Annotated in this window: 25 protein-coding genes; 8 read left to right on the top strand and 17 right to left on the bottom strand. The window is 65.7% G+C overall.

What is annotated here, in order from left to right; translation table 11 throughout:
- Nucleotides 1-18: 18 nt before the first annotated feature.
- From HV765_RS13890 to HV765_RS13875, 4 genes are all read right to left on the bottom strand, one after another.
- Nucleotides 19-447 carry a universal stress protein gene (locus tag HV765_RS13890; protein ID WP_054422594.1) on the bottom strand — a complete coding sequence of 143 codons (429 nt, stop codon included), beginning with the start codon at nt 445-447 and terminating at the stop codon, nt 19-21.
- 17 nt (nt 448-464) lie between these two features.
- Nucleotides 465-890 carry a universal stress protein gene (locus HV765_RS13885; RefSeq protein WP_054422593.1) on the bottom strand — a complete coding sequence of 142 codons (426 nt, stop codon included), beginning with the start codon at nt 888-890 and terminating at the stop codon, nt 465-467.
- Nucleotides 891-1,010: 120 nt separating this feature from the next.
- A complete protein-coding gene (gene murI / locus HV765_RS13880; RefSeq protein WP_175170044.1) occupies nt 1,011-1,814 on the bottom strand; it encodes a glutamate racemase in 804 nt (267 codons plus the stop codon).
- A 9-nt stretch (nt 1,815-1,823) separates the two neighbouring features.
- Nucleotides 1,824-2,756 (bottom strand): LysR family transcriptional regulator, encoded by a 933-nt coding sequence (locus HV765_RS13875; protein ID WP_054422591.1) that lies wholly within the window; start codon nt 2,754-2,756, stop codon nt 1,824-1,826.
- Between the two features lie 140 nt (nt 2,757-2,896).
- On the opposite strand from HV765_RS13875, the gene HV765_RS13870 reads away from it, so the two are divergent.
- The 3 genes from HV765_RS13870 to HV765_RS13860 are packed head-to-tail and all read left to right on the top strand — an operon-like array spanning nt 2,897 to nt 4,825.
- Nucleotides 2,897-3,472, top strand: coding sequence for a chromate transporter (locus tag HV765_RS13870; RefSeq protein ID WP_054422590.1), 576 nt, complete (start codon nt 2,897-2,899; stop codon nt 3,470-3,472).
- Nucleotides 3,469-3,993, top strand: a complete 525-nt coding sequence (locus HV765_RS13865) for a chromate transporter (protein WP_054422589.1) — start codon at nt 3,469-3,471, stop codon at nt 3,991-3,993. Before HV765_RS13870 ends, HV765_RS13865 begins: the two co-directional genes overlap by 4 nt.
- Nucleotides 3,994-4,024: 31 nt before the next feature.
- Nucleotides 4,025-4,825: a DUF1345 domain-containing protein gene (locus HV765_RS13860; RefSeq protein WP_254600566.1), complete on the top strand. Its 801-nt coding sequence runs from the start codon at nt 4,025-4,027 to the stop codon at nt 4,823-4,825.
- A gap of 152 nt (nt 4,826-4,977) precedes the next feature.
- Here HV765_RS13860 and HV765_RS13855 read toward each other — a convergent pair whose 3' ends face one another.
- The 7 genes from HV765_RS13855 to HV765_RS13825 all read right to left on the bottom strand — a co-directional run bounded on the left by HV765_RS13855 (nt 4,978) and on the right by HV765_RS13825 (nt 14,219).
- A complete protein-coding gene (locus HV765_RS13855) occupies nt 4,978-6,111 on the bottom strand; it encodes a methyltransferase (protein WP_054422588.1) in 1,134 nt (377 codons plus the stop codon).
- 140 nt (nt 6,112-6,251) lie between these two features.
- Nucleotides 6,252-7,919, bottom strand: a complete 1,668-nt coding sequence (locus tag HV765_RS13850) for an OFA family MFS transporter (protein WP_175170043.1) — start codon at nt 7,917-7,919, stop codon at nt 6,252-6,254.
- Nucleotides 7,920-8,046: 127 nt separating this feature from the next.
- On the bottom strand, nt 8,047-8,304 hold the full coding sequence (locus tag HV765_RS13845) for a formate dehydrogenase subunit delta (protein ID WP_054422586.1): 258 nt from the start codon (nt 8,302-8,304) through the stop codon (nt 8,047-8,049).
- A gap of 18 nt (nt 8,305-8,322) precedes the next feature.
- The gene (fdhD, locus tag HV765_RS13840; protein ID WP_054422585.1) at nt 8,323-9,156 is read right to left on the bottom strand and encodes a formate dehydrogenase accessory sulfurtransferase FdhD; all 834 of its coding nucleotides are present in this window, start codon (nt 9,154-9,156) and stop codon (nt 8,323-8,325) included.
- A gap of 36 nt (nt 9,157-9,192) precedes the next feature.
- A complete protein-coding gene (gene fdhF, locus HV765_RS13835; protein ID WP_175170042.1) occupies nt 9,193-12,069 on the bottom strand; it encodes a formate dehydrogenase subunit alpha in 2,877 nt (958 codons plus the stop codon).
- 15 nt (nt 12,070-12,084) lie between these two features.
- Nucleotides 12,085-13,665 carry a formate dehydrogenase beta subunit gene (locus tag HV765_RS13830; protein WP_175170041.1) on the bottom strand — a complete coding sequence of 527 codons (1,581 nt, stop codon included), beginning with the start codon at nt 13,663-13,665 and terminating at the stop codon, nt 12,085-12,087.
- A complete protein-coding gene (locus HV765_RS13825; protein ID WP_175170040.1) occupies nt 13,662-14,219 on the bottom strand; it encodes a formate dehydrogenase subunit gamma in 558 nt (185 codons plus the stop codon). Before HV765_RS13825 ends, HV765_RS13830 begins: the two co-directional genes overlap by 4 nt.
- Nucleotides 14,220-14,363: 144 nt before the next feature.
- On the opposite strand from HV765_RS13825, the gene HV765_RS13820 reads away from it, so the two are divergent.
- The 3 genes from HV765_RS13820 (at nt 14,364) to mobA (ending at nt 17,273) form a co-directional block, all read left to right on the top strand.
- Nucleotides 14,364-15,443, top strand: coding sequence for a substrate-binding domain-containing protein (locus HV765_RS13820; protein WP_054422581.1), 1,080 nt, complete (start codon nt 14,364-14,366; stop codon nt 15,441-15,443).
- Nucleotides 15,444-15,511: 68 nt separating this feature from the next.
- Nucleotides 15,512-16,627 carry a GTP 3',8-cyclase MoaA gene (gene moaA / locus HV765_RS13815; protein ID WP_175170039.1) on the top strand — a complete coding sequence of 372 codons (1,116 nt, stop codon included), beginning with the start codon at nt 15,512-15,514 and terminating at the stop codon, nt 16,625-16,627.
- Nucleotides 16,620-17,273 carry a molybdenum cofactor guanylyltransferase MobA gene (mobA, locus tag HV765_RS13810; RefSeq protein WP_276529730.1) on the top strand — a complete coding sequence of 218 codons (654 nt, stop codon included), beginning with the start codon at nt 16,620-16,622 and terminating at the stop codon, nt 17,271-17,273. The genes moaA and mobA overlap by 8 nt, the downstream gene beginning before the upstream one ends.
- Before the next feature lie 40 nt (nt 17,274-17,313).
- On the opposite strand, the gene HV765_RS13805 is transcribed toward mobA, so the two are convergent.
- Genes HV765_RS13805 through moaC form a run of 5 tightly spaced genes read right to left on the bottom strand, consistent with a single transcriptional unit; the run spans nt 17,314 to nt 20,249 of the window.
- Nucleotides 17,314-18,519 carry a molybdopterin molybdotransferase MoeA gene (locus tag HV765_RS13805; protein ID WP_175170038.1) on the bottom strand — a complete coding sequence of 402 codons (1,206 nt, stop codon included), beginning with the start codon at nt 18,517-18,519 and terminating at the stop codon, nt 17,314-17,316.
- A 3-nt stretch (nt 18,520-18,522) separates the two neighbouring features.
- Nucleotides 18,523-19,044 (bottom strand): molybdenum cofactor biosynthesis protein B, encoded by a 522-nt coding sequence (gene moaB, locus HV765_RS13800; protein ID WP_175170037.1) that lies wholly within the window; start codon nt 19,042-19,044, stop codon nt 18,523-18,525.
- A complete protein-coding gene (locus HV765_RS13795) occupies nt 19,041-19,523 on the bottom strand; it encodes a molybdenum cofactor biosynthesis protein MoaE (protein ID WP_054423294.1) in 483 nt (160 codons plus the stop codon). Before HV765_RS13795 ends, moaB begins: the two co-directional genes overlap by 4 nt.
- A gap of 5 nt (nt 19,524-19,528) precedes the next feature.
- A complete protein-coding gene (locus HV765_RS13790) occupies nt 19,529-19,780 on the bottom strand; it encodes a MoaD/ThiS family protein (protein ID WP_054422576.1) in 252 nt (83 codons plus the stop codon).
- Nucleotides 19,761-20,249 carry a cyclic pyranopterin monophosphate synthase MoaC gene (moaC, locus tag HV765_RS13785; protein ID WP_175170036.1) on the bottom strand — a complete coding sequence of 163 codons (489 nt, stop codon included), beginning with the start codon at nt 20,247-20,249 and terminating at the stop codon, nt 19,761-19,763. Before moaC ends, HV765_RS13790 begins: the two co-directional genes overlap by 20 nt.
- A gap of 136 nt (nt 20,250-20,385) precedes the next feature.
- On the opposite strand from moaC, the gene HV765_RS13780 reads away from it, so the two are divergent.
- Nucleotides 20,386-24,105 carry a DUF748 domain-containing protein gene (locus HV765_RS13780; RefSeq protein WP_175170035.1) on the top strand — a complete coding sequence of 1,240 codons (3,720 nt, stop codon included), beginning with the start codon at nt 20,386-20,388 and terminating at the stop codon, nt 24,103-24,105.
- A gap of 64 nt (nt 24,106-24,169) precedes the next feature.
- The gene (locus HV765_RS13775; protein WP_054422573.1) at nt 24,170-25,054 is read left to right on the top strand and encodes a dienelactone hydrolase family protein; all 885 of its coding nucleotides are present in this window, start codon (nt 24,170-24,172) and stop codon (nt 25,052-25,054) included.
- Here the strand turns inward: HV765_RS13775 and HV765_RS13770 are convergent.
- Nucleotides 25,051-25,278 carry a hypothetical protein gene (locus HV765_RS13770; RefSeq protein WP_175170034.1) on the bottom strand — a complete coding sequence of 76 codons (228 nt, stop codon included), beginning with the start codon at nt 25,276-25,278 and terminating at the stop codon, nt 25,051-25,053. The two genes, HV765_RS13775 and HV765_RS13770, sit on opposite strands and share 4 nt — an antisense overlap.
- Nucleotides 25,279-25,451: the final 173 nt, after the last annotated feature.

The raw sequence follows: 25,451 nt of genomic DNA, 5'->3' as shown, positions 1-25,451 counted from the left end.
ACGCGCCAGCCCGACGCGTTACTTCACCAGCGTGACCGGCACGTCCGACAGTTGCAGCACCTGATTGGCGACCGAGCCGATCAGGATGTTGACCAGGTTGCCATGGCCGCGCGTGCCCATCACGATGCGGGCGCAGCCTTGGTCGCGCGCGTAGCCGGCGATCTCGGTGGCGGCGTGGCCGAATTCGATGTGGCTGGTGTAGTCGGTGCCAGTGGTGTCCAGCAGCTGGCGCGCCTCGTCGGTGGCCTCCTGGCCTTCGCGGGCGTAGAACTCGTCGATCATGTCTTGCGTGATCAGACGGGAAACGCCGGCGCGCCCTTGCGTGGGCGTTTGCACGTTAAGCAGATGGATGCGCGCGGCGGGCGCGCCTTGGGCCAGTTGGCGGGCGTACAGCACGGCGCGGTTGGCATTGTCGGAGCCGTCGACGGGGACCAGGATGTTCAGCATGGATGCTCCTTGATGCATTACTTGACCAGGGTGACGGGCAATTCCGTCAGGTGCAGGACGCGCGTGGCAACGGACCCCATGAACAGCGACGAGACCGACCCCAGGCCACGCGACCCCATGAAGATTTCGTCAGCGCCGGATTCGCCGGCGATGCGGACGATGGTTTCAGCGGCCTCACCGATTTCAACATGCACGGCGAAGGGCACGCCCGCTTGCGACAGCAGGCGGCTGGCTTCCTGCAAGGCGGCCTGGCCTTCGTCCTGGTAGTAGGCGTCAATGTCTGCTTGAGACAGGCCGCGGCCGATCTTGCCGGACTTCAGAGGTATCTGGACGCTGAGCAGGTCCACGCGTTCGACGGGGTCGTAGGCGCGGGCTGCCAGCAGGGCTTGGACGGCGTGGACGGCGGGTTTGGAACCGTCGACGGGAATCAGGACGCGTTTCATGGTCGTCTCCTTGTTATGTGCGAGCCGCGAGAGGCTGTGCGATCACTGTATTCCAATTATTCGCCGATTTCGCGCAAGGGACGCTGCGCAGGATCAACCCGCGCGCGGGCAGGCAAGCGATCAGCGCCAGCGTTCGGGCGTGGCCGCCGCCTCATGCGGCTTGCCCAGTAAGCGGCTGGCCAGGGCCGCCAGCGCGGGGACGCTGCCTGTGGTTTCCAGATGCAGGTCTGCGGCGCCGGTTGCGCGTAGCAAGCCCTTTTCCTGCAACTGATGCCGCAGCCAGCGCGCCACGGGGGCGCCGGTTTCCAGCAAGGGCACGCTGGGGCCGGCCGCCGCCTGGATGGCGTCGCGCAGGAAGGGGAAATGGGTGCAGCCCAGCACCAGCACGTCGGCGCCGGCCGCGCGCAATTCCGCCACGGGCGCTTGTACGGCGGCATCGACGGCGGGGCCGGTGAGTTCGCCTTGCTCCACCAGCCGCACCCATTCCGGGCAAGGCCGCAGCAGGATGCGGACTTCGGGTGCTTCGCGCTGGACCAGCGCGGCGAACTTGGGGCTGGCCAAGGTGCCGGTGGTGGCGAACACCCCCACGACGCCGCTGTGCGTCAGATGCGCGGCGGGCTTGATGGCGGGTTCGACGCCAATGATGATCAGGCCGGGGTGGCGCTTGCGCAGTTGGGCAATGGCGGCGGCGGTGGCGGTGTTGCACGCGACGACCATGGCTTTTGCCTGGCGCGACACGAAATAATCCGCCAGCGCAAAGGCGCGTTGCAGGACGAACTCTTGCGTCTTTTCGCCATAAGGCACGTGCGCGGAGTCGGCCACGTACAGCAGCGATTCATGGGGCAGGGCGTCGCGAATGGCGCGCAGCACGCTCAGGCCGCCAACGCCGGAGTCATAGATACCGATGGGGGATTCTGAAAGCATGGTGTTGGATTATCCGCGAGTCAGGCCGGGGTCTTCGGCGCGATGCCGGCGCACTTCGTCGATCAGCTTGCGGGTGGCGCCTGACATCGGCGTGTCGCGCCAGATCAGGTTCAGTTGCGCGCGCAGCGCCACGGGGCCGGTGACATTGACGTACACCACGCCTTCGATGTTCACGCGGCGCAGCGACGCCGGCACCAGCGACACGCCCAGGCCGGCCGCCACCAGGCTCAGCGTGGACAACATGCGCGGCGCTTCTTGCGCTACGCGCGGGCTGAACCCCGATGCGCTGCACGCGGTGATGATGGCGTCGTATAAACCGGGGCCGCTATGGCGGCGGTAAAGGATCAAGGATTCTTCGGCCAGTTCGGACAGCGCGATCTGGCTGCGCGCGCGTCCCTTGACGGCGGGATGGTCGGCGGGAAAAGCCGCCAGCATGGTTTCTTCCAACACGGTTTCTTCGGACACGCCCGAACCCGTGCCGTGCGCGCCGCGAATGAAAGCGACGTCCACGCGGCCTTCGCTGACGGCTTCGCGCAGTTCGCCGGTGCTGCTTTCTTCCAGCACCAGCCGCACATTGGGCGCGCTTTCGCGAAAACGGCGGATGACCGTGGGCACAAAGGGATGGAACGCGGCCGACCCGGTGAACCCCACCGTCAGCCGGCCGGCTTCGCCTTGTGACACGCGGCGCACGCCATCGACCGCCTGGTCCACCAGCGCAAGGATGTTGCGCGCATCGTCCACCAGCGCGCGCCCGCTTTCAGTCAGTTCCATGCCGCGCGGCAGGCGGTGAAACAGGGTCACGCCCAGCTCTTGTTCCAGCACGCGAATCTGCTGGCTAAGCGGCGGCTGCCGGATGCCAAGCCGGGCGGCGGCCTTGGTCAGATGGGATTCCTCGGCCACTGCCAGGAAGTAACGCAGCAGGCGCAAGTCGACCGATGCCATATGGGTTGGATATGAGTGGTTAAGTGGTCATATATTAGACATTATCTTGAGCGAAGAGTAGGCTTCCCACTCGGTATTTCTCTGTCAGCGCGGCGACGCGCCAGCCCCTGCTTACCGGCCCCAAGACCGGCCCTTACACCATGAATGCAGCACCCTCCACCCTAGAGGCCGAGTGTCGGCCTGCGCCCACTTGCGGGCAGTTGTTTTACGGATTCCTCATGCTTGGCCTGACGGCCTTCGGCGGCGCGCTGCCGCTGGCGCGCCGCATGGTCGTTGAAAAACACGGCTGGTTAAGCGGGCCGGAATTCACTGACCTGCTGGGCCTGTGCCAGTTCCTGCCAGGCGGCAACATCATCAACCTGTCGGTGGCGCTGGGCATGAAATTCCGCGGCCCGCGCGGCGCCTTTTCGGCGTTGATGGGGCTGATCCTGGCGCCGTCGGCCATCGTCATTCTGCTGGGCATGGTGTATGACCGCTTTCAAAGCGATCCGCACATCCAGCACCTGTTTGCGGGCTTGGCGGCCGCGGCGGCGGGGTTGCTGATTTCGATGGCGGTCAAGATTGGCGTGCCGGTGATCAAGCGCCGCGACTGGCTGGCTGGGGTGGTGGCCACGATCTGCTTCGTGGCCATCGCCGTGTTGCGCATTCCCTTGCTGCCGACAATGGCGGTGCTGACGCCGCTGAGCATCCTGGCCGTGTGGAGGCAACGTCGATGATCCATACGCTGATTGCGCTGGCCCTGATCTTTTCCCAGCTGTCCGTGCTGGCGTTCGGCGGCGGCAACACGATCCTGCCCGAGATGCAGCGCCAGGTGGTCGAGGTGCACGGCTGGATGAGCGCGGCCGATTTTTCGGCCCTGTTCGCCCTGGGCCAGGCCGCGCCCGGCCCCAACCTGATGGTGGTGACGCTGGTGGGCTGGCACGTGGCGGGGTGGTGGGGGATGCTGGTCACGACCATCGCCAAGTTCGGCCCGTCGTCGTTGATCACCATCCTGGCGCTGGGCTTGTGGGAACGCTTCAAAGACCGCCCCTGGCGCGGCGTAATCCAGGCGGGTATTTTTCCGATGACCGTCGGGCTGGTCGCGGCCAGCGCGTCGCTCATCACCGAGGCGTCGGCGCATACCTGGCTGCTGGGCGCGATCACCGCCGTGGTGGCGGTGCTGGGCAGCACCACGCGCATCCACCCGCTATGGTTGCTGTTCGGCGGCGCGCTGGTGGGTTTGGTGGCGATCGGTTAGCGTAAGGATCTTGCCGCACGCAGGAGCCCGCATGACGAAGCCGATCCCGGACGAGCCGCAGCACGACGGCCAGAACGAAGGCCAACACGAAGGCCAACACGAAGGCCAACACGAAGGCCAGGACGAAGATCAACACGACAAGCCGCAGGGCAACTCCCACGACGGCCCCCACGATAATCCCGCCGCGGCCGTCGACAGGCTGCCGTTCTTCCATGCGCACCGCCGGCTGGTGATGTGCGGCCTGTTGTTCGTGGTGGCGGGTGGCGCGGCCTACGCGCTGGGCCGTTCGCCCAGCCTGGCGCTGCTGCTGGGTTTTGACGCCGCGGCGCTGGTCTTCCTGGTCTTGACCGCCAGGGTGTTCGGCCAGGCCAGCTCGGCCTCGATGCGGGTGCACGCCAAGCAGCAGGATGTCGGGCGCATGGGCGTGCTCTGGAGCAGCGTGGCGCTGTCCATCATGGTGCTGGTGGCGCTGTGGGTGGAATTGCGCGGCGAAAGCAGCGTGGGCGGCGTGGTGGACATGCTGGCGGCTGCGGCTACCATCGTGCTGTCGTGGCTCTACATGAACATGATCTTTGCGCTGCACTACGCGCATGGCTACTACGGCCATCGCAGCGGCACGCACAAGGGGCTGGATTTCCCCGGCACGCAGGAACCGGATTACTGGGACTTCGCCTATTTTGCGATGGTGCTGGGCATGACCTTCCAGGTGTCTGACGTGCAGATCGTCAACCGGCGGGTGCGGCGCATGGCGCTGGTGCACAGCGTCATCGCGTTCTTCTTCAACGTGTTCATCATTGCGATCAGCGTGAACGTGGCTGCGGGCAAGGCCTGAAAAAAACGCGGCCCGAAGAACAGTCTTCGGGCCGCGTTATGGTTCATGCATTCATGCGTTCATGCGTTCATGCGTTCATGCGTTCATGCGCGCATGCGTGCGGGTCAGGCTACCAATCAGGCGACTTATCAGGCAGTCAATCAGGCAGTCAATCAAGCAGCCGGTGCAGCCGCCGCGCCCAATCTCCACAACGACGTCACTTCCTTCGAACGCGCCGCGTACAGCGGGTCGCTCGGGTCTTTGGCGCGTGCGTGCGTGGGGCGCGTGTCGATGCGTTCGATGACGCGCAGCCCGGCCGCATCAATCATTTCCATCAACTGTTCGCGCGTGCGCAGGCCCAGGTGTTCGGCCAGGTCCGACAGAATCAGCCAGCCTTCGCCGTTGGGCGTCAGGTGCTCGGTCAGCCCATTCAGAAAGCCGCGCAGCATGCGGCTGTCGGGGTCATACACGGCGTGTTCAACCGGGGAACTCGGACGGGCGGGCAGCCACGGCGGGTTGCAGACGATCAACGACACGCGGCCTTCGGGGAAGAGGTCGGCTTCCACGATGTCGACCTGCTTGGACAGGCCCAGCCGTTCCAGGTTTTCGCGGGCGCAAGCAAGCGCGCGCGGGTCCTGGTCGGTGCCGATGACGCGCTTGCCGCCACGGCGCGCAATCACGGCGGCCAGGACGCCGGTGCCGGTGCCGATATCAAAGGCCACGCTGCCGCGCGGCATCGGGGTGTTGGCCACGAGTTCGACGTATTCGCCGCGCAGGGGCGAGAACACGCCGTAGTGCGGGTGGATGCGGTTGTTCAGGACGGGAATTTCCACGCCCTTCTTGCGCCATTCGAAGGCGCCGATCATGCCCAGTAGTTCGCGCAGCGATGCCACGTAGGGCTCGTCGGCGGGGCCGTGGACTTCTTCGCAGGCTTGGCGCGCGTCGGGCGCGCGGCGCAGCGAAATGCCGTGGCCGGCGTCAAACGGAATCAGCAGCATGCCCAGGATGCGGGCGCGCTGGGATTGAATCTGGCGGTGCTGGTTGAAGGCTTCCAGCAGCGTGTCGACCGGCTTGCGCGGGCGCTTGTCCACGCGGCGGGTCATGGCTTGCAGCAGCAGACGCGCGTTCTGGAAGTCGCCGCGCCACAGCAGGCCGACGCCTTCGCAGGCCTGGCGGTAGGCCATGTCCGCGGTCAGGGTGTCGTCCACCACGACCACGCGCTTGGGCGGCGTGGCGCCGGTTTCAGAGAGCCAGCGGGCGGAGCGGGGGGCGTCTTGTTCTACCCAGTGCAGTTCAGGGGCGGTCAATGTGTCGCTCCAGCAAGGACGGGGGGACGGGGCAGGATCATGTAGGGGAGATAAAAAGAAAGGGCGCGGGCTGCCAATGTAGCAGTTTCGCGCCCCGGGGCGGTGCGCGGCGCGCCAGGCGCCGCGCGGATGTGCCGCTTTCAGTGGAACAGGACAACCGCCTTTTGCAGCGTGATCCAGATGCCCCAGGCTAGCGGAATCCCCACGCAGGCCCAGGCGAACAGCACCAGGGCGGCGGGCGTGCGGAAGGTCGAGCGCCCCACGCCGTGCGTTTCAGCGGCGGCTGCGCGTTCGTGCGCCAGGGCTTTTTCCTGCGCCAGTTCGGCGTCCGTCATGAAGTATTTGGGGTTGACCGGGCGAATCGCCAGATTGCACAGAAAGCCCAGCACCAGCATGCCGGCCAGGATGTACATGGTGATGTCGTACACCTGCGCGCGCGGCACGCCAATCGACAACTGGTATTCGCGGATGTAGTTCACCAGCACCGGGCCAAAGATGCCGGCCGCCGACCACGCCGTGAGCAGCCGGCCGTGGATGGCGCCCACCATCTGCGTGCCGAACAGGTCGGCCAGGTACGCCGGCACGGTCGCGAAGCCGCCGCCGTACATCGACAGGATCACGCAGAACGCGGCCACGAACAGGGCCAGCGCGCCCATGTGCGCCGTCCACGGAATGGCGGCGTACAACACGAAGCCCAGCACGAAGAAAATCAGATAGGTCAGCTTGCGGCCCAGCTTGTCAGACAGGCTGGCCCAGAAGAACCGCCCGCCAATGTTGAACAGGCTGAGCAGGCCGGTAAAGCCCGCGGCAATGGCGGCAATGGCGGCCAGCTGATCCTTGTCCAATTGGGCGTAGCCCAGTTCCGGCTTGTTGATCAGGCCGCCGCCAAACACTTCCTGCAAAAGCGGGGACGCCATGCCCAGGATGCCAATGCCGGCCGTCACGTTCAGGCACAGCACCAGCCAGACGAGCCAGAATTGCGGCACGCCCCAGACGCGCTTCACGTGCACGTGGCCCTTGGTGATCATCGCGTTGTTGGCATGCTTGGCAGGCGCCGTCCAGCCTTCCGGCTTCCAGCCCGTGGGGGGCACGCGGTAGCCCAGCGCGCCCGACATCATGAAGATGAAGTACACGACGGCCATCGTCAGGAAGGTCTGCCAGACGCCGGGCGACGTGGGGGTGGCGAAGTGGCGCATCAGCAGGTCGGCAAGGGGCGCGCCTATCATTGCGCCGCCGCCAAAGCCCATGATGGCCATGCCGGTCGCCATGCCGCGGCGGTCGGGAAACCATTTGATCAGCGTGCTGACGGGCGAGATATACCCCAGCCCCAGCCCGATGCCGCCGATGACGCCCGACCCCAGCCACAGCATCCACATCTGATGCAGGTACACGCCGATGGCCGAAATGACCAGGCCGCCGCACCAGCACAGCGCCGACACCACGCCCGCCTTGCGCGGACCGGCGCGTTCCAGCCAGCCGCCCCAGAGCGCGGCGGAACACCCCAGCAGCACGAAGAACAGCGTGTACATCCACCCCATGGTGGAAATCTTCCAGTCGCAGCTGGTGGTGAAGAGTTCTGCGGCCAGGCTCATGTCGGCCGGGCAGGCTAGCGGCTTGGCGCCGCCCACCACCTTGGACAGGGGCAGCCAGAACACCGAGAAACCGTAGGCCATGCCGATGCAAAGATGGATGGCCAACGCGGCAGGAGGCACCAGCCAGCGCGAGAATCCAGGCCCGGCGATCGTGCGTTCTTTGTCAAAAAAACCCGGCTTTGAGCCGGGCAGGTCCAAGGTGGCGGTACTTTCCATGGGGTCTCCTCGTGGGGTGCGGCTTTATCGCTCGCGCCGACCGGAAATAGAACGGGGGCGCGGCCTCTTTTATTGAATCCGTCACTGCGTGCTGCGAACTGACTGCGGTAAAGCGGTGCCGCCTGAACTACCCCACTCGGGGAGCCGGGGTCAGGCGCTGGCGGTTCTGCGTGACCGCGTCCAGCACCAGCGGGTGCAACTGTTCATCGCCAGCGTCGCCATTGGGGCTGGCCGCCAGAAAACCCAGCAGCTCGTTGCGCATGCGGGGCTCCCAGAATTTGTGGATATGGTTGGCCACGCCTTCCAGGGCTTCGTGGCGGTCCGGCATGGCGTCAAAGAATTGGCCGATGCGGTTGGCCATGCGGATCAGATTGCCGATTTCCATTGCGTGTCAGGGTTCCGTTCAGGGGGTGAAGCGTTCGGGATGGGCGTACAGCGTGGCGTCGCCGCCGCGCAGAAAGCCCACCAGGCTGACGTTGGCGTCTTCTGCCAGGCGGATGGCCAGCGCCGTGGGGGCGGACACCGCCGCCAAGACCGCCACGCCGGCCGCCGCCGTTTTTTGCACCATTTCGAAACTGGCGCGGCTGGACACCAGCACGATGCCGCCGCCGGCATGCATGGCCTGGCGCGCCAAGGCACCGATGAGTTTGTCCAGCGCGTTGTGCCGGCCCACGTCTTCACGCACCAGGGCGATGGCGCCGTCGGCGCCCGCCCAGCCCGCCGCGTGCGTGGCGCCCGTGATGTCGTGCAGCGCCTGACGTGCGCGCATGTCGCGCATGGCGGCCAAAACGGCCTGGATACGCACTGTCGACCCGTTGGTCACGGGCGCGACGGGGCGCAGCACTTCGGGCAGCGTTTCCACCCCGCACAGCCCGCAGCCCGTGCGGCCGGCCATGGCGCGGCGGCGTGTCTTTAACCGCACTTCGCAAGCGGTGGAGATCTCCAGCTGCACGACGATGCCGTCGCATTGCGGCAGCACGTCAATGCCGCGCACGTCGCTGACGCTGTCGATGATGCCTTCCGACAGCGAAAAGCCCACCGCAAAGTCTTCCAGGTCTGCGGGCGTGGCCAGCATGGTGGCGTGGCTGATGCCGTTGAACTCCAGCGCCACCGGCGTTTCCTCGGCCACGAAGTCGAGCTCGGGGGCGGGGGCGATGGCCCCGTCCCGCACGCGGGTGACCGGGGTCTGCGTGCAGTCGGGGCGGGAGGGCGAGGACGGGGGCGTAGACGGCGGCATAGTCATGGCATCCAGGGCGGTCGAGGCCGGCAGGGGTTATTTCCCGGTCAGCGTCGCTTCGTTTTCGCGCGATCGCTCGCGCAGCAGCTTGTGCTGGATGTCTTCAAAGCGCGACCATTGGCGCTGCCATTCCGAAGGCTGGGACACGCGCGTGACCTGCACGGCGGTGACCTTGTATTCGGGGCAGTTGGTCGCCCAGTCGGAGCTGTCCGTCGTAACGACGTTGGCGCCGGACTCGGGAAAGTGGAACGTGGTGTATACCACGCCCGGCTGCACCCGGTCGGTCAGCGTGGCGCGCAACACGGTCTCGCCTGCGCGGCTCTGGATGCCCACCCAATCGCCTTCGGCCACCCCCCGGTCTTCGGCGTCTTGCGGATGCAGTTCCAGCACGTCTTCGCCATGCCACATCACGTTGGGCGTGCGCCGGGTCTGCGCGCCCACGTTGTATTGCGACAGGATGCGGCCGGTGGTCAGCAGCAGCGGGAAGCGCCGCGTGCTGCGTTCGTCGGTCGGCACGTACTTGGTGATCATGAACTTGCCCTTGCCGCGCACGAAGGCGTCGATGTGCATGATGGGCGTGCCTTCCGGCGCGTCGTCATTGCACGGCCATTGCAGGCTGCCCAGCTTGTCCAGCTTCTCGTAGCTGACCCCCGCGAACGTGGGCGTCAGCCGCGCGATCTCTTCCATGATTTCGCGCGGGTGCGTGTAGGGCATGGGATAGCCCAGCGCGTTGGACAGCGCGACGGTCACTTCCCAGTCCGCCTTGCCGTTCTTGGGTTCCATCACCTTGCGCACGCGCGAGATGCGGCGTTCGGCATTGGTAAACGTGCCGTCTTTTTCCAGGAACGACGAGCCCGGCAGGAACACATGGGCGTACTTGGCGGTCTCGTTCAGGAACAAGTCCTGCACCACGATGCATTCCATTGCGGCAAGGGACGCCGCCACGTGCTGCGTGTTGGGATCGGACTGCACGATGTCTTCGCCCTGGCAGTACAGGCCCTTGAACGTGCCGCCCAACGCCGCTTCGAACATATTGGGTATGCGCAGCCCGGGTTCGGGCTGCAAGGTCACGCCCCAGTCCTGTTCGAATTGCGCGCGCACGACGTTGTCGGAAATGTGGCGGTAGCCGGGCAGTTCGTGCGGGAACGAACCCATGTCGCACGAGCCTTGCACGTTGTTCTGGCCGCGCAGCGGGTTCACGCCCACGCCTTCGCGGCCGACGTTGCCGGTGGCCATGGCCAGGTTGGCAATCGCCATGACGGTGGTGGAGCCCTGGCTGTGTTCGGTGACACCCAGGCCGTAATAGATCGAGCCATTGCCGCCGGTGGCGAACAAGCGCGCCGCGCCACGCACGGCTTGCGCCGGCACGCCGGTGATTTCCTCCATCGCTTCCGGTGAATTTTCCGGCAGCGAGACGAAGTCGCGCCATTCGTTGAACGCCTTGGTGTCGCAGCGTTCGGCCACGTAGTCTTCGGCGATCAGGCCTTCGGTGGCGATCACATGCGCCAGCGACGACAGCAGCGCCGTGTTGGTGCCGGGCCGCACCTGCAAGTGGAAGTCGGCCTTGATGTGCGGCGAGCTCACCAGTTCGATGCGGCGCGGGTCAATCACGATCAGACGCGCGCCTTGCCGCAGCCGCCGCTTCAGCCGCGATGCGAACACGGGGTGGCCGCTGCTGGGGTTGGCGCCCATCACGATGACCACGTCGGTATGCATGACGGAATCGAACGTCTGCGTGCCGGCGGATTCGCCCAGCGTCTGCTTCAGTCCGTACCCTGTGGGCGAATGGCACACGCGGGCGCAGGTGTCGACGTTATTGGTGCCGAACGCGGCACGCACCAGCTTTTGCACCAGCCACGTTTCTTCGTTGGTGCAGCGTGACGACGTGATGCCGCCCACGGCGTCGCGGCCGTACTGGCTTTGGATGCGGCGGAACTCGGACGCCGCATAGTTGATGGCCTCGTCCCAGGACACTTCCTTCCAGGAATCGGTGATGTGCTTGCGGATCATGGGCTTCAACACGCGCTCTTTATGCGTGGTGTAGCCCCAGGCAAAGCGGCCCTTCACGCAGGAATGCCCGCGGTTGGCCTGGCCGTCTTTCCACGGCACCATGCGTACGACTTCCTGGCCCTTCATCTCGGCCTTGAAACCGCAGCCCACGCCGCAATACGCGCAGGTGGTCACCACCGAGTGTTCGGCCTGGCCCATCATGATGACGGTCTTTTCTTGCAGCGTAGAGGTCGGACAGGCTTGCACGCACGCGCCACAGGACACGCATTCGCTGTCCAGGAAAGGCTGGTCCTGCCCCGGCGATACACGCGATTCGAAGCCTTTGCCCGAGATCGTCAGCGCGAACGTGCCTTGCGTTTCTTCGCAGGCGCGCACGCAGCGGTTGCACACGATGCACTTGGACGCGTCGTAGCTGAAGTAGGGGTTGGAATCGTCGGTCTTGGCGTCCAGGTGGTTGGCGCCGTCATAGCCGTAGCGCACGTTGCGCAGGCCCACCACGCCCGCCATGTCCTGCAATTCGCAATCGCCGTTGGCGGGGCAGGTCAGGCAGTCCAGCGGGTGGTCCGAGATGTACAGCTCCATCACGCCGCGGCGCAGTTCGTGCAGCTTGGGCGTCTCGGTAAAGACCACCATGCCGTTTTCAGCGGGCGTGGTGCATGACGCCGGATAACCGCGCCGGCCTTCGATCTGCACCAGGCACAGCCGGCACGAGCCAAAGGGTTCCAGGCTGTCTGTTGCGCACAGCTTCGGGATGTTGATGCCCGCTTCGGCGGCGGCGCGCATCAGCGAGGTGCCTTCGGCCACCTGGATTTCCTGGCCGTCGATGGTCAGGGTGATGGTTTTTTCAGAGACGCGCGCCGGCGTGCCCATGTCGCGGTCGCGCTTGATGACGGTTTCTAGCATGGTGGTCTCTCGGGTTCAGGCCGCGTGCGCGGCAGACTGCGGGGACTCGATGCCGAAGTCCTGCGGAAAATGGTTCAGCGCCGACAGCACGGGGTAGGGCGCCATGCCCCCCAATGCGCAGAGCGAACCGCCCATCATCGTGTCGCACAAGTCGCGCAGCAGATGCACCTGCTGTTCACGTTGTTTGGTGTCGGCCCCGCCTGCTGCGATCTTGTCGATGGTTTCGACGCCGCGCGTGGAGCCGATGCGGCACGGCGTGCATTTGCCACAGGATTCGATGGCGCAGAACTCCATCGCGTATCGCGCCATGCGCGCCATGTCGACGGTGTCATCAAACGCCACCAGCCCGCCGTGGCCGATCATGGCCGAGATCTGGATGTAGGCCTCGTAGTCCAGCGGCACGTCCCATTGCGATTCGGGCAGATACGCGCCCAAGGGGCCGCCCACCTGCACGGCGCGCAGGGGCCGTCCCGATGCGCTGCCGCCGCCAAACGTGTAGAGCAGATCGCGCAGGCTCAGGCCGAAGGCCTTTTCCACCAGGCCGCCTTGCTTCAGGTTGCCCGCCAGCTGAAACGGCAGCGTGCCGTGCGAGCGGCCCACGCCGTAGTCGCGGTAGTACGCCGCGCCCTTGGCCAGGATGATGGGCACCGTCGCCAGCGAGATCACGTTGTTGATCACGGTGGGCTTGCCGAACAGGCCCGATATCGCGGGCAGCGGCGGCTTGGCGCGCACCACGCCGCGCTTGCCTTCCAGGCTTTCCAGCAGGGATGTTTCTTCGCCGCAGATGTAGGCGCCCGCGCCCTTGCGCACTTCCAGGTCGAACTGGCGGCCGCTGCCGTGCACGTCTTGGCCCAGCCAGCCCACGCTGCGGGCGCGCGCGATGGCGGCTTCCAGCGTCTCGATGGCGTGCGGGTATTCGGAGCGCACGTAGATGTAGCCATAGGTGGCGCCCACGGCCAACCCGGCAATCGTCATGCCTTCGATCAGCACATAGGGGTCGCCTTCCATCAGCAGGCGGTCGGCGAAGGTGCCGGAATCGCCTTCATCAGCGTTGCAGACGATGTATTTCTGATCGCTGGGCGAACCCGCCACCGTCTTCCATTTGATGCCTGTCGGAAACGCTGCGCCGCCGCGGCCGCGCAAGCCCGAGGTGACCATTTCGTCGATGATCTCGGCCGGCTGCATCGCCAGCGCCCGCTTCAGCCCGGCCAGGCCGCCATGCGCGGCGTAGTCCTGGATGGATAGCGGGTCGATCACGCCCACGCGGGCGAAGGTCAGGCGTTCCTGCTGTTTCAGATAGGGGATATCTTCGGTCAGCCCCAGGCGCAGCGCGTGCGCGTCACCCGTAAGCCAGCCTGCATCGAACAAGCCGCCCACGTCTTCGGGCGCTACCGGCCCGTAGGCGATGCGGCCTTCGGGCGTGGCGATTTCAACCAGCGGTTCCAGCCACAGCAGCCCGCGCGAGCCGTTGCGCACCACCTGCACGGACAGCCCGCGCTCGTCAGCAATGCGTTCAATGGCGTGCGCTACGGCGTTGGCGTCCATGGCCAGCGCCGCGGCGTCGCGCGGCACGTAGATGACGATGGGGGCGCTCATGACGTGGTCTCCAGCGTGCGGGTCAGCAAGCGGTCGAGCTTGTCGGGGGTGACGCGGGCATGCGGCTGGCCATCAATCATCACGGCGGGCGACTGCGCGCACAGCCCCAGGCAGTACACGGGCTCCAGCGTGAAATTGCCGTCAGACGTGCTGGCGTGGAAACCGCAACCCAGTTTGGCCTGCGCATGGGCGGCCAAATCGTCGCCGCCCATGGCCTGGCAGGATTCCGCGCGGCACACTTCCAGCGTATGGCGCGCGGCCGGCTGGCTGCGGAAATGGGGGTAGAAGGTGATGACGCCGTGGACTTCGGCGCGGGACAGGTTCAGGGCCTCGGCGATGGTTTGCACCGCCTCGGCCGGAATACAGCCCAATTCGTGTTGCACCTGGTGCAGCACCGGCAGCAAGGGGCCGGGCAGGTCTTTCAGGCTGGCCACGATGCGGGCGGTGGCCGCAATGGCGGGGGTGGCGGAATGCTGAGCGGCGTCAAGGGCCAGGGGGCCGCCCCGGGCGCCCCCGCTGGACGCCAGATCGGATTTTGCCTCGCGCTGATGCACGGTGGTCTCCTCCAGGTGAACTGGGTGTTGTTGTGGGCCGGAATACGTGGCGTTTAATATGTTTTTAAAAACATAATAAATGCCCGTCCGCCGCGTTATTTGTGTACTCTAACCACGTACTTGAACGCCTTCAATAAGAAATAAATGACATATAAGTTCCGAATCGGCCTGCGGCCGCAATGGACATTGGGGACAGACGACGATTCGGCGCCCGTGCCATTGCAGGACATGCTGGCCTTGCTGGCCGCCATCGACGCCACCGGCAACATCACGGGCGCGTGCCGCGCCTGCGGGTTGTCTTACCGGCACGCGTGGGGCGTATTGCGCCGCTTCGAGACCATCTTCGGCACGCAATTGCTCATCACCAATCGCCGCCAAGGCACGCAGCTGGCGCCGTTTGCGCAACGTCTGCTTTGGGCCAACCGCCGCATCGAAGCGCGGCTGATGCCCACGCTGGACAGCATGGCGTCCGAATTGCAGGAAGAGCTGGAACGGCTGCTGCCCGAAAGCGGCCCGCACTTGCGGCTGCATGCCAGCCACGGTTTTGCGGTGGAATCGCTGATGCAGCACATGGGCGGCAGAAAGCCCGGGCTGGAACTGCGCTACCGCACGGCGATCGAGGCGCTGGCCTCGCTAGAGCGTCATGAATGCGATCTGGCGGGGTTTCAGGTGCCGCAGGGCGATTTCGAATCGCCCATCATGGAACGCTACGCGCAGTGGCTGCACGCCGACGAATACCTGCTGATCCACCTGGCCGTGCGCAACACGGGTCTGTTCGTGACGGCGGGCAACCCCAAGCAGATTCGCGGCATGGCCGACCTGGCGCGCCCCGATGTGCGCTTCGTGAACCGCCAGATCGGGTCCAGCACGCGTTACCTGGTGGGGCTGATGCTGCAACGCGCGGGCGTCTCCATCGGCGAGGTCCAGGGCTACGAAACCAACGAATTCACCCATATGGCGATTGCCGCGCACATTGCCAGCGGCATGGCGGACACGGGCGTGGGCGTTGAAACCGCCGCCTGCCGTTTCGGGCTGGACTTCATCCCGCTGGTGCGCGAGCGCTACTTTTTCGCCATCCGCAAATCGTCGCTGGAAACCCCGGCCATGCAGGATTTGCTGAGCATCATGCGTAGCGCCGATTACGTAGGGTACGTGGGGCAACTGGTTGGCTACGACGCCCGGGACACCGGGCGCTTACAAACGCTGGAAGAGGCCTTTGCCTGAAGGGCGATGCCCCTGCCTTCAGGATGACCTTGCGCCAGTGCAACGTGATGCCGAGATATGATCACCCCATGAGCAAAGTGATTTTCCTTGCCGACCGCCGGTCTGACCGCTCGGCCTGGCCCGCGCCCGGCGAACTGCCGCCGGCTGGCCAGCCCGCGCGGGATGCGCGCGGGCGCCCCTTGCGCGACTTGCGAATTTCGGTCACGGACCGCTGCAACTTCCGCTGCACGTACTGCATGCCGCGCGAAGTGTTCGACAGCAGCTACACCTTCATGCCGCATGCCGACCTGCTGTCGTTTGAAGAGATCAGCCGCCTGGCCGGCATCTTCACGCAGCTGGGTGTGGAAAAAATCCGCCTGACTGGCGGCGAGCCCTTGCTGCGCAAACACATCGAAAACCTGGTGGGCCAACTGGCCAGCTTGCGCACGCTGGAAGGCAGTCCTCTGGACTTGACGCTGACGACCAACGGCAGCGTGCTGGCGCGCAAGGCCGCGGCGCTGAAGGCGGCTGGCCTGACGCGGGTCACCGTCAGCCTGGACGCGCTGGACGCCGCCATGTTCCAGGACATGAGCGACAGCGGCTTCACGCCCGATGACGTGCTGCGCGGCATCGATGCCGCCGCCGAAGCCGGGCTGGCGCCTGTGAAGGTCAACATGGTGGTGCGGCGCGGGTTGAACGACGCGCAAATCCTGCCGATGGCCGAACGCTTCCGTCACAGCGGCCACATCCTGCGCTTCATCGAATACATGGACGTGGGCAACACCAACGGCTGGAACCTGGCCGAAGTGGTGCCCAGCCAGGAAGTGCTGGACCGCATCGGCGCCGTTCATGCGCTGGAACCCGTGCAAACCACCGAGATGGGCCGCGTCGCCGAACGCTGGCGCTATGTGGATGGCGGCGGCGAAATCGGCGTCATCTCCAGCGTCACGCATGCGTTTTGCGGCGGCTGTACGCGCGCGCGCCTGTCACCGGAAGGCAAGCTCTTCCTGTGCCTGTTCGCACACGAAGGCTACGACTTGCGCGCACCCTTGCGCGATGGCGCAAGCGACGCCGAATTGGCGGCCATCCTGGCGGGCATCTGGTCGGGGCGCAACGATCATTACTCGGAACTGCGCGGCCGCAACATGGCCGACCCCACGCCCGACCCCGGCCGCAAAGTTGAAATGAGCTACATCGGTGGCTGACCCCGCAACGCCGCACACGCGCATCGCCGGCCTGATCCTGGCGGGCGGGCAGGGGTCTCGGATGCAGCATCAGGACAAGGGGCTGGTCGAGTTGAACGGCGAGCCGATGGTGGCGCACGTGGCGCGCCGCCTGGCGCCGCAGGTGGGGCGCGTGATCATCAGCGCCAACCGGCATCTGGACCGCTATGCGCAATACGGCCAGGTGGTGGCCGACGGGGAGCCCGAGCTGGGCGCGTTTCAAGGCCCGTTGGTGGGCATCGCGGCAGGGCTGGCTGCCGCCGCCGCTGAACACGATGATTGGCTGGTGGTGACGCCGTGCGATACGCCTTTTCTACCTGATGATCTGGCGGCGCGGCTGATCGCTGCGGCGGCATCGGCCGATGCACCGCTGGCGCACGCCGTGGCTGGCGGCCAGCAGCATTCGGCCTGCATGGCCTTACGCACGACGCTGCTGCCGGCCTTGCTTGAATATCTGCGGGCGGGCGACCGCAAAGTGGGCTTGTGGCAAGCCCGCATGGGCGGCGTCGAAGCGCGTTTTGACGACACGCCCGACGCCTTCATGAACGTCAACACGGCGGAGGAATTGGCCGCGGCGGCGCAATACGCCAGCCGTCATGCGACCGCCGCGGCGCCAGCCGCCAAGTAAGCCGCCCAGTAAGCCGCCACGCCAGCCGCTACGTCACCCGCTACGCCAGCCAGTGGCGCAAGTCGTAGTACGGCACACGATCCTGATCGTTGACCAGGACATCGGCCGGCAAGCGCGCCAGCCCTGTTGCCCACGGCATTGAGCTGATCACGCCTGACCCCTGGTGGCCGTAAGGCACCAATTCACTGCCGCCATGCTCGGCCGTGCGGCACTGGACGCGCAGGAATTCTTCGCGGCCATCCTGACGCGGACGCTCGGTGCGCAAAGGCAGCAGGCTGACAGGCGGGAAGATGGTTTCGCGGCCCTGCATGCGGCGCACCAGCGGCGACACCAGCATCGCAAACACGGCATAGGCCGACACCGGATTGCCGGGCAGGCTGACGACGGGCGTGCCGCCAATCTTTGCCAGCGCGACCGGTTTGCCGGGCTTCATGCGCACCTTCCACAGCGACAGTTCACCGCCCAACGTGGCCAGCGCCGGCTTGACCAGGTCGCGCTCGCCGACGGACACGCCGCCCACGCTCAGCACCAAGTCGCAATCGGCCAGCAAGGTCTTGAAGGCAGCAAGCAGATCGGCTTCCGTATCGCGCGCATGCAAGACGTGCACGGGCAGGGCGCCCAGGCCGCGCACCAGTGCGGCCAGCATCGGGCCGTTGGAGTTGTAGATCTGTTCCGGCGCGCGCGGCGTGCCGGGCGGCACGAGCTCATCGCCGGTGGTCAGGATGCCAACGCGCAACTGGCCCAAGACCGGCACGCTGGCCAGCCCTTGCGACGCCAGCAGCGCCACGTGCGCCGCTTGCAGCAGCGTGCCTGCGGCCAGCAAGGGCGCGCCGGTCAGCGTGTCTTCGCCACGGCGGCGAATGTGCTGGTTGGGCGCGGGCTGGCGTGTGATCTCGACCTGGTTGTCGGCTTCGACCGTGTCTTCCTGCATGACGACGGTATCGGCGCCATCGGGAATCAGGCTGCCCGTGAACAGGCGGATGGCGTGGCCGGGTTTGAGCGGTTCGGGCACGTCGCCGGCATAGCAGCGTTGCTGGATGGGCAGGCGGGCGCCGGCTTGCCAATCGGCCACGCGCAGCGCATAGCCGTCCATGGCGCTGTTGTCGGCCGGCGGGATGTCCACGGTGGCTTCCAGGTCGGTCGCCAGCACGCGGCCCGCGGCGTCGTTCAGGGGGATGTCGTCGCGGCGTTGCAGCGGCCCTGCGGCATTGGCCAGCAGGGTCTGGGCATGATCAAAATCCAGCATGGGTCAGTGGTCTTCTTCAGTGGGCTTGAAGTGCGAGGCGAAGTTGCACGGGCGGTGGCTGCTGTCGAACTGCTCGCGCAGGATCTGCGCCCAGGCGGTTTCGCAGGCATTGTTCGACCCGGGCAGGCAGAAAATCAGCGTCTGGTTGGCCGACCCGGCAAACGCGCGCGACTGGATGGTGGAGCTGCCAATCTCGGTGTAGGAAATCTGGCGGAACAGTTCACCAAAGCCGGGAATCTCGCGGTCCAGGAGCGGCAGGATGGCCGCCGGCGTATGGTCGCGATGCGAAAAGCCCGTGCCGCCTGTCGTCAGGATGATCTGCACGTCGGGGTCGGCGATCCAGTCGCTGATGACACGGCGGATCTGGTAGATGTCGTCGCGCACGATATCGCGGCGCACACACTGGTGGCCCGCATGCGCCAGGTTATGGGCCAGCAGGTTGCCGGACGTGTCGTCACCCGCGCTGCGGGTATCGCTGACCGTCAGGACGGCGCAGGCCAGAGAGACGGGGATGGCTTCGCTCATGGGCGTTCCTTCGAGGGGGCGGTGTCTTCATCCCAGGAGTCCGTGCGGTCCTGGTCGGATTGGCGTTGTTCGACCCAGAAGCTGCTGCCGCCCGCAAGCGTCTCGCGCTTCCAGAAGGGGGCGCGCGTCTTCAGCGCGTCGATGATGTATTCGCAGCCGCGAAAGGCGTCGCCGCGATGAGCGCTGGCGGCCGCCACGAACACAATCTGGGCATTGCGGTGCAACGCGCCCACCCGGTGCACGATCACGGTGCCGGCCAGCTTCCAGCGTTCGCGGGCGGTGGCGGCAATGGCTTCGAGCTCGCGCTCGCACATGCCGGGGTAGTGTTCAAGAAAGAGCGTGTCGGTGGGCGCATCGGGCGCGTAGTCGCGCACATAGCCCACGAAGGTGACGATGCCGCCCACGCCGGGGCCGGCGCTGTCACGCAGCGCGGCCGTCAGCGCGGCGCCGTCGAAATCGGCTTCCTGGACGCTGATCATGGCGTTCAACCTCCGGTGACGGGTTCGAACACGGCGACCTCATCGCCCGGGCGAATCGCGGCCGTCGGTTTGGAATGGGTCTGGTTGATGGCCAGCTTCAAACGGCTGGCAGGTTCCAGCTGGGGATAACGCGCGCCCAGCGCGGACAGCAGTTGCGCGCCCGTGGAGTCGCCATCCAGCGGCCAGCTTTCCGTGCGCTTGCCGACCAGCTCCGCCACGCGGGCGAAGTACAGGAGATTAATCGTTGCGCCATTCACCGCTTTTTCCTCCCGCCTTGTACTTAAGGCGAACTTGTTCAACCACGATGCCCTTGTCGGCCGCTTTGCACATGTCGTAGATGGTCAGCGCGGCCACGCTGCACGCCATCATGGCTTCCATTTCCACGCCCGTCTTGTAGCTGGTGCGGCACGTGGCCAGGATGTCGATGCGATGCGCGGCGTCGTCCAAAGAAAAGTCCACGCCGACGAACGCCAGCGGCAGGCTGTGGCACAGCGGGATCAGCTCGGCGCAGCGCTTGGCGGCCAGCACGGCGGCCACGCGCGCGGTGTTGAGCACTTCGCCCTTGCCTTGGCCCGGCTGCGTCAACAGCCCATAGGCCACGGCATTCATGCGGACGCTGGCGGTGGCAATCGCTACGCGCTCGGTGTCCGTCTTGGCGATGACGTCGACCATGCGGACCTGGCCGGCTTCATCCAGATGACTCAAAGTGGGGGTGGTCGGGGGCATGGGAATCGGGATCGAGAATTGTTAATGTTTGAAAAGTGCGGTCCCGGCAGGCCGGGCGGGCCGCTGTTGCGCCTATGATAGACGAGCGTTAACCAGGGCGCGATAATCGCCTTCAACTCGTATCAGGAGACTCTCGATGCCCGTGCGGATGCCAAAGCTTCGGCTCACCCGGCGCGCCGGCAAGATCCTGGTGGGCATCGTGGCGTTTGTGCTGATCCTGTTCGGCGTTGCCGCCTGGCAAGTCCCCAAGGTACTGCACAACGTCCTGACGGACGACGTATCCAAGATGATTGGCCGCGACGTTTCCGTCGGCAAGATCAGCTTCAATCCCTTCACGCTCACCCTCCGCGCCCGCGACCTGGCCGTTGCCCAGCCGGGTTCGCAGACACCGCTGCTGACGCTGGCCGAACTGGATGCCAGCGCCGCCTGGAGCTCGCTGTTCTGGTTTGCGCCCGTCGTTGATCGTCTGACGCTGCGTCAGCCTACCATCAGCGTCGTGCGCGAAGACGTCACGCGTTTCAACTTCTCTGATATTTCCCAACGCATCGAGGAATTGTCTGCCGCCAAGCCCGCAGAACCGCCCAAGCCTGATGAAGGCCTGCCGCGTTTTTCGCTGAACAACATGGTGATCGAGGGTGGCACCATCACGCTGGATGACAAGGTCACCGGCCGCAAGCAGGTGGTGGATGAGCTGGCCGTGGGCGTGCCGTTCATTTCCAACTTCGGTTACGCCACCGACATCGACGTGCAGCCCCGGCTGCACTTGCGCATCAACGGCAGCCCGTTCGACCTGACGGGCGTGGCCCGCCCGTTCGACAAGGTGCCGTCATCAACCCTGCGCGTGGCCTTCAACGGCCTGCAACTGGAAAAGTGGGCGGACGTGTGGCCGATGCCGCTGCCGTTCAAGCTGGACAGCGCGCTGCTGGATTCCAATCTTCAAGTCGTGTTCGAGCAGCCCAAGGACGCGCCGCCGAAAATCCGCGTGGTGGGTGATCTGGGCCTGCGCCGCTTTGATCTGCATGACACCGCTGGTGACCGCCTGGCCGCCTGGAGCGCGCTGACGGTCACGCGTCTTGAACTGGAGCCGATTGCACGCCAGCTTTATATCGGCGAAATCGGCCTGTGGGCGCCGCAGATTCATGTGCGCCGCTATACGAACGAACATCTGAATTGGCAGGACGTCGTCGCCAAGCTGAAGGAGCTGGGTGGCGTGGCGCCGACTGAAACGCCGGTCGCAGACAAGCTCAAGCGCGACATGGGGCTGAAGGTGGAGCCCAAAGGGGCGGCGGCGAAGGCTGAGGGGGAAACGAAGGCCCAGGTCTCCCCGGAGGCCGGTGCGGCACAAACCCCGGCCACGCCTGACGCGGCCGCCGTGCCCAGCAAGCCCGGCGTACCCAGCACATCGAACACGCCGGCCTCGCCCGGCACACCCACCACACCGAACACGCCGGCCTCGCCCGGCACATCCACCACCCCGAACACGCCGCCCGCGCCCGGCACATCCCCCACACCGAACACGCCCGCCGCACCCGGCGCACCCGCTACCGCCGCCACCACGCCGCCAGCCCCCGCTCCCGCGGAATGGAAAGTGACGCTGGATGCCTTCAACCTGCACGAAGGCGAGCTCTACGTCACCGATGCGATCAGCAAGCTCGATTACGTCATGACCGGCATGGCCGTCACTGTGGAAGGCGTGGAGATCCCCGAGGTCAAGGACCAGCCTGTCAACCTCTGGCTGACCGTGGACAACAGCACCGACGGCGGCTGGATACGCGCCAAGGGGCCGCTGGAGCTGAAGCCGCTGTCGCTGGAATTGGGCGTACGGATGGGCAACATCGCCTTGGCGCCGCTTGCGCCCGCCGTGCGCAGCGTGGCGCCGATCCTGCTGCAAGATGGCCGCTTGGGCGCCTCTGCGCAGGTCCATGTCAAAGAAAAGGGCGGCGTGATTGATGCGTCCGCCACGGCCGTGCAAGCCGACCTGACGCAATTCAAGGCGCGCGATGAATCGCTCAAGCCCGCGCTGGATATCGCCCTGCAAACGCTGCACGTCACCGCCGACCGCCTGGCCATGGGCCCGGGGCAAAGCAACTTCACGGTGGCCGCCGCCGGCATCCAGGGCAACGGCAAGCTGGACTTGAAGGGCGCGTTCACCCCGCAGCCGCTGACGCTGAAGTCGTCGGTGGACTTGTCCGAGCTGAACGTGGCCGCGTTCGCGCCTTATGCCGCATCCAGCCTGAATGCGACGGTGCGCGCCATTACGTTGGGCGCGAAGGGCAACGTCGACTTCGCGGCCGCGGCCGGCAATGCGCCGATGAAGGTCAACTGGAAGGGCGGCGTCGAAGTCACCGGCGTCGACTTGCAAGACCGCGTCAACAACGACGACTTCCTGAACTGGAAGCGCCTGGGTTTCGTGGGCATGGACGTGTCGGTGGCGGGTGACAAGATCGCGGCCAAGCTGGGCGACATCGCGCTGGAAGACTTCTACGGCCGCATCCTGCTGAACGCGCAGGGCCGGCTGAACGTGATGGACCTGATCGCCGCGCCTGGGCAGGCAGGCGGCTCGATCACGCAAGACACGCAGACGCCGGGCCGGCAAGCGTCCCCGCCCGCTGCCGCGCCTGCTGCCGCAGCCAAGGGCAGCTCGGGCAGTGCAAGCGCGGGCATGCCGGACATTGCGGTCAACAGCGTCACGCTGACGCGCGGCCGCATGACGTTTACCGACCGCTTCGTCAAACCGAATTACGTGGCGGAGTTGTCCGCCATCGAAGGCGCAATCACGGCCGTATCGTCCACCAATCCGCAGCCCGCCAAGGTCAAGGTGACGGGCCGCGTCTACACCACGGCGCCTTTGTCGATCAGCGGCATCGTGCAGCCCTTCGCCAAGTTCCTGACGCTGGACTTGAAGGCGTCGGCCAAGGGCGTGGACTTGCCGCGCTTCAACACGTATTCGGCCAAGTACGTCGGCTACCCGATCAAGCGCGGCAAGCTGTCGGTGGACTTGGAATACAAGATCAAGGACCGCGCGCTGCAAGCCTCGAACCACGTGGTGCTGAACCAGCTGACGTTCGGCGACAAGACCAACAGCCCCGACGCCACCAAGCTGCCGGTGCTGCTGGCCGTGGCGCTGTTGAAGGATTCGCGCGGCAATATCGATATCAACCTGCCGATCTCGGGTTCGCTGGACGACCCCGAGTTCTCGGTGGGCGGCATCGTGGTGCGGGTGCTGATGAACCTGGTGGTCAAAGCGGTGACGTCGCCGTTCAGCCTGCTGGCCTCTGCTTTCGGGGGCGGCGAAGAACTGTCCTACGTGGAGTTCGCGCCTGGCAGCGCGGCGCTGACGGAAGACACGCTCAAGCGTATCGACACGCTGACCAAAGCGCTGACGGATCGCCCTGCATTGAAGATGGACATCAGCGGCCGCGCTGACCCAAAGACCGATCTGGACGGCCTGCGCCAAGCTTGGGTCGACAACCAGATCCGCGCCGCCAAGGCCGCCGACACCACGCCGCGCGGCAAGAAGCCGAACGTGGCGGGCGTCAAGGTTTCGCCCGCTGAACGCGCGAAGTATCTGGAAGCCGTCTACGACGACGCCGACATCAAGGACAAGCCGCGCAACTTCATCGGCATGTCGAAGTCGGTGCCGCCGGACCAGATGGAAGCGATGTTGCGCAGCGTGGCGCCGGTGGGGGATGAGCAGTTACGCCAATTGGCGGATGCCCGCGCGCAGGCGGTGTATGAGAAGTTGCAAGCCCAGGAAGGACTCGCGGATCGTGTCTTCATCGTTGCGCCGCAGCTGGACGCGGACGGCATCAAGGACGAGGGGCAACCCTCGCGCGTGGACTTCTCCCTGAAGTGAAACCAGCCGGTCAATCGGGGGTGCGCATCGCGTCCCCCGGCCTACTTTTGCCAGGAGATTCTCGATGAAAGATCAGGACGCGCACTTCGACAGCCTGTTGCCGCCTTTGCGGCTGGACCGCCGGGGTTTCATCGCCACAACCGTCGCCGCCGGCTTTTCGCTGGCAGCCGGCCCCGCCGTGGCCCAGACCGCCATCGCCACGGACGCCAAGGGGCTGACGGCCGGCAAGATCGATATCCCCACGACTGACGGCAAGATGCCCGCGTATCGCGCCGCGCCGCAAGGCAAGAAGAATCTGCCGACGGTGATTGTGGTGTCCGAGATTTTCGGGGTGCATGAATATGTCCAGGACGTCTGCCGCCGTCTGGCTCACCTGGGCTATCTGGCGATTGCCCCGGAGCTGTTCGCGCGCCAGGGCGATCCGTCGAAGTACACCGAGATTCCAAAGCTGCAAGCCGAGGTGATCGGCAAGGTGCCAGACATTCAAGTGCAGGGCGACCTGGATGCGACGGCGAAATGGGCGGCGGCGAATGGCGGCGACGCTGACAAGCTGGGCATCGTGGGCTTCTGCTGGGGTGGCCGCCAAGTGTGGCTGTACGCAGCCCACAACCCGAAACTGAAAGCCGGCGCGGCGTTCTACGGCCAATTGGCGGGCGAACCGAGCGAGCTGAAGCCGAAGTCGGTGTTGAGCCTGGTGAACGAGCTGAAGGCGCCGGTGCTGGGCGCGTACGGCGGCAAGGACGCAGGGATTCCGCAGACGGACGTGGATAAGATGCGGATCGAACTGGCGAAGGGGCCGGCTGCGGCCAAGGCGTCAAGGATCGATGTCTATCCGGATGCGCCGCATGCGTTTCATGCGGACTATCGGCCGTCTTATCGGAAGGCGGAGGCGGAGCAGGCTTGGACGCGGATGTTGGATTGGTTCAAGCAGAACGGGCTTGGAGTTTAGGGGGAGTTTTTTTTGCGGCGGTTGACGGTCTTCGTGGGGTGGTCGATGGTCTTCGTGGGGCGGTTGACGGTCTTCGTGGGGTGGTCGATGGTCTTCGTGGGACGGTTGACGGTCTTCGTGGGACGGTTGGCGGTCTTCGTGGGGTGGTCGATGGTCTTCGTGGGACGGTTGACGGTCTTCGTAGGTCGCCCGTCGGCGCAGTGGCCCTGACTGCGCGCGCCCACGATTGCGGTCCGGAGCCTTCGCTCCGGACTGCCCCGTTGTCATCCTCGTCCGCCTTCGGCTCCCTTGTATCTTGAGCCCTGGAATGGTTAGCTACCATTCCACGAGAGACAGGTGAGTTTCTGCGGCTCCCTTAGGTGGTCGACCCTGTTCTGAAGACTAAACCCCTGTCTCT

It is taken from the genome of Achromobacter kerstersii (assembly GCF_902859595.1).
Taxonomy (GTDB): domain Bacteria; phylum Pseudomonadota; class Gammaproteobacteria; order Burkholderiales; family Burkholderiaceae_B; genus Achromobacter; species Achromobacter kerstersii.
The sequence above is the reverse complement of the archived record's forward strand: the minus strand, read 5'-3'. Positions and strand labels throughout refer to the sequence as shown.

Coding starts and splice junctions, on each gene's coding strand:
- HV765_RS13775 (WP_054422573.1), top strand. CDS start 24,170: ATGAAAGATCAGGACGCGCACTTCGACAGCCTGTTGCCGCCTTTGCGG.
- HV765_RS13865 (WP_054422589.1), top strand. CDS start 3,469: ATGATCCATACGCTGATTGCGCTGGCCCTGATCTTTTCCCAGCTGTCC.
- HV765_RS13870 (WP_054422590.1), top strand. CDS start 2,897: ATGAATGCAGCACCCTCCACCCTAGAGGCCGAGTGTCGGCCTGCGCCC.
- moaA (WP_175170039.1), top strand. CDS start 15,512: ATGAGCAAAGTGATTTTCCTTGCCGACCGCCGGTCTGACCGCTCGGCC.
- HV765_RS13875 (WP_054422591.1), bottom strand. CDS start 2,756: ATGGCATCGGTCGACTTGCGCCTGCTGCGTTACTTCCTGGCAGTGGCC.
- murI (WP_175170044.1), bottom strand. CDS start 1,814: ATGCTTTCAGAATCCCCCATCGGTATCTATGACTCCGGCGTTGGCGGC.
- HV765_RS13890 (WP_054422594.1), bottom strand. CDS start 447: ATGCTGAACATCCTGGTCCCCGTCGACGGCTCCGACAATGCCAACCGC.
- HV765_RS13805 (WP_175170038.1), bottom strand. CDS start 18,519: ATGCTGGATTTTGATCATGCCCAGACCCTGCTGGCCAATGCCGCAGGG.
- HV765_RS13845 (WP_054422586.1), bottom strand. CDS start 8,304: ATGGAAATCGGCAATCTGATCCGCATGGCCAACCGCATCGGCCAATTC.
- HV765_RS13820 (WP_054422581.1), top strand. CDS start 14,364: ATGACATATAAGTTCCGAATCGGCCTGCGGCCGCAATGGACATTGGGG.
- HV765_RS13830 (WP_175170041.1), bottom strand. CDS start 13,665: ATGAGCGCCCCCATCGTCATCTACGTGCCGCGCGACGCCGCGGCGCTG.
- fdhD (WP_054422585.1), bottom strand. CDS start 9,156: ATGCCGCCGTCTACGCCCCCGTCCTCGCCCTCCCGCCCCGACTGCACG.
- fdhF (WP_175170042.1), bottom strand. CDS start 12,069: ATGCTAGAAACCGTCATCAAGCGCGACCGCGACATGGGCACGCCGGCG.
- HV765_RS13885 (WP_054422593.1), bottom strand. CDS start 890: ATGAAACGCGTCCTGATTCCCGTCGACGGTTCCAAACCCGCCGTCCAC.
- HV765_RS13860 (WP_254600566.1), top strand. CDS start 4,025: ATGACGAAGCCGATCCCGGACGAGCCGCAGCACGACGGCCAGAACGAA.
- HV765_RS13780 (WP_175170035.1), top strand. CDS start 20,386: ATGCCCGTGCGGATGCCAAAGCTTCGGCTCACCCGGCGCGCCGGCAAG.
- moaB (WP_175170037.1), bottom strand. CDS start 19,044: ATGAGCGAAGCCATCCCCGTCTCTCTGGCCTGCGCCGTCCTGACGGTC.
- moaC (WP_175170036.1), bottom strand. CDS start 20,249: ATGCCCCCGACCACCCCCACTTTGAGTCATCTGGATGAAGCCGGCCAG.
- HV765_RS13850 (WP_175170043.1), bottom strand. CDS start 7,919: ATGGAAAGTACCGCCACCTTGGACCTGCCCGGCTCAAAGCCGGGTTTT.
- HV765_RS13795 (WP_054423294.1), bottom strand. CDS start 19,523: ATGATCAGCGTCCAGGAAGCCGATTTCGACGGCGCCGCGCTGACGGCC.